Origin of the sequence: Actinomyces sp. HMSC08A09, from assembly GCF_001807465.1 — a bacterium.
GTDB lineage: Bacteria > Actinomycetota > Actinomycetes > Actinomycetales > Actinomycetaceae > Actinomyces > Actinomyces oris.
Map to the genome: position 1 here is coordinate 9,441 of NZ_KV789095.1, position 1,008 is coordinate 10,448.

Consider the following 1,008-nt stretch of genomic DNA (forward strand, 5'->3'; position numbering starts at 1 on the left):
GGCCATCCGTCTGTTCGAGCAGAACCTCGACGACCGCACCCGCACCCTGGGCCTCGACCACCCTGAAACCTTGGCCTCACGCCACAGTCTCGCCAGCGCCTACCGGGATACGGGCAGGCTCGACGAAGCCATTCCCCTGTTCGAGCAGAACCTCACCGACTTCATCCGCATTCTGGGTCCTGACCGCCCCGACACCTTCACCTCACGTAGCACGCTCGCCGGCGCCTACCAGGCAGCCGGCAGGCTCGACGAGGCCATCACCCTTTTCGAGCAGAACCTCGAAGACCGCACCCGTACCCTGGGACCTGTTCACCCTGTCACTCTCACCTCGCGCGGCAACCTTGCCGGCGCCTACCGGGAAGCGGGCAGGCTCGACGAGGCCATCCGTCTGTTCGAGCAGAACCTCGAGGACTCCATCCGCATCTTGGGCCCCCACGACCCCCGTACCCTCACTTCACGCGACAATCTCGCCGGCGCGTATCGGGAAGCGGGCAGGCTCGACGAAGCTATCCGTCTGTTCGAGCAGAACCTCGACGACTTCGCCCGTCTCGCGGGTCCCGACCACCTTGACACCCTCACCTCGCGCGGCAACCTCGCCAATGCCTACCAGGCAGCCGGCAGACTCGACCAGGCCATCTCCCTGTTCGAGCGGAACCTCACCGACTTCACCCGAGTCCTGGGCCCCGCCCATCCGGAAACCTTGGCTTGGCGGGACAAGCTCGCCGCCGCCTACCAGGCAGCCGGCAGACTCGACCAGGCCATCGCCCTGTTCGAACGGAACCTCACCGACTTCATCCGCGTCCTGGGCCCCGCCCATCCTGAGACCTTGGCCTCGCGCGGTAACCTCGCCGGCGCCTTCCAGGCGGCTGGCAGACTCGACCAGGCCATCCCTCTGCTCCAGCAGAACCTCGAAGACCGCACCCGCATTCTGGGGCCCGACCACCGCGACACCTTGGTCTCACGCAACAATCTCGCCGGCGCCTACCAGGCAGCCGGCAGACTCGACCA

The 1,008-nt window shown here is 66.7% G+C and carries 1 protein-coding gene; it reads left to right on the forward strand.

Annotated elements, in window-relative coordinates; all coding sequences use genetic code 11:
- The coding region (locus HMPREF3165_RS13695; RefSeq protein WP_256274913.1) for a tetratricopeptide repeat protein at positions 1 to 1,008 on the forward strand (1,008 nt) is incomplete at both ends.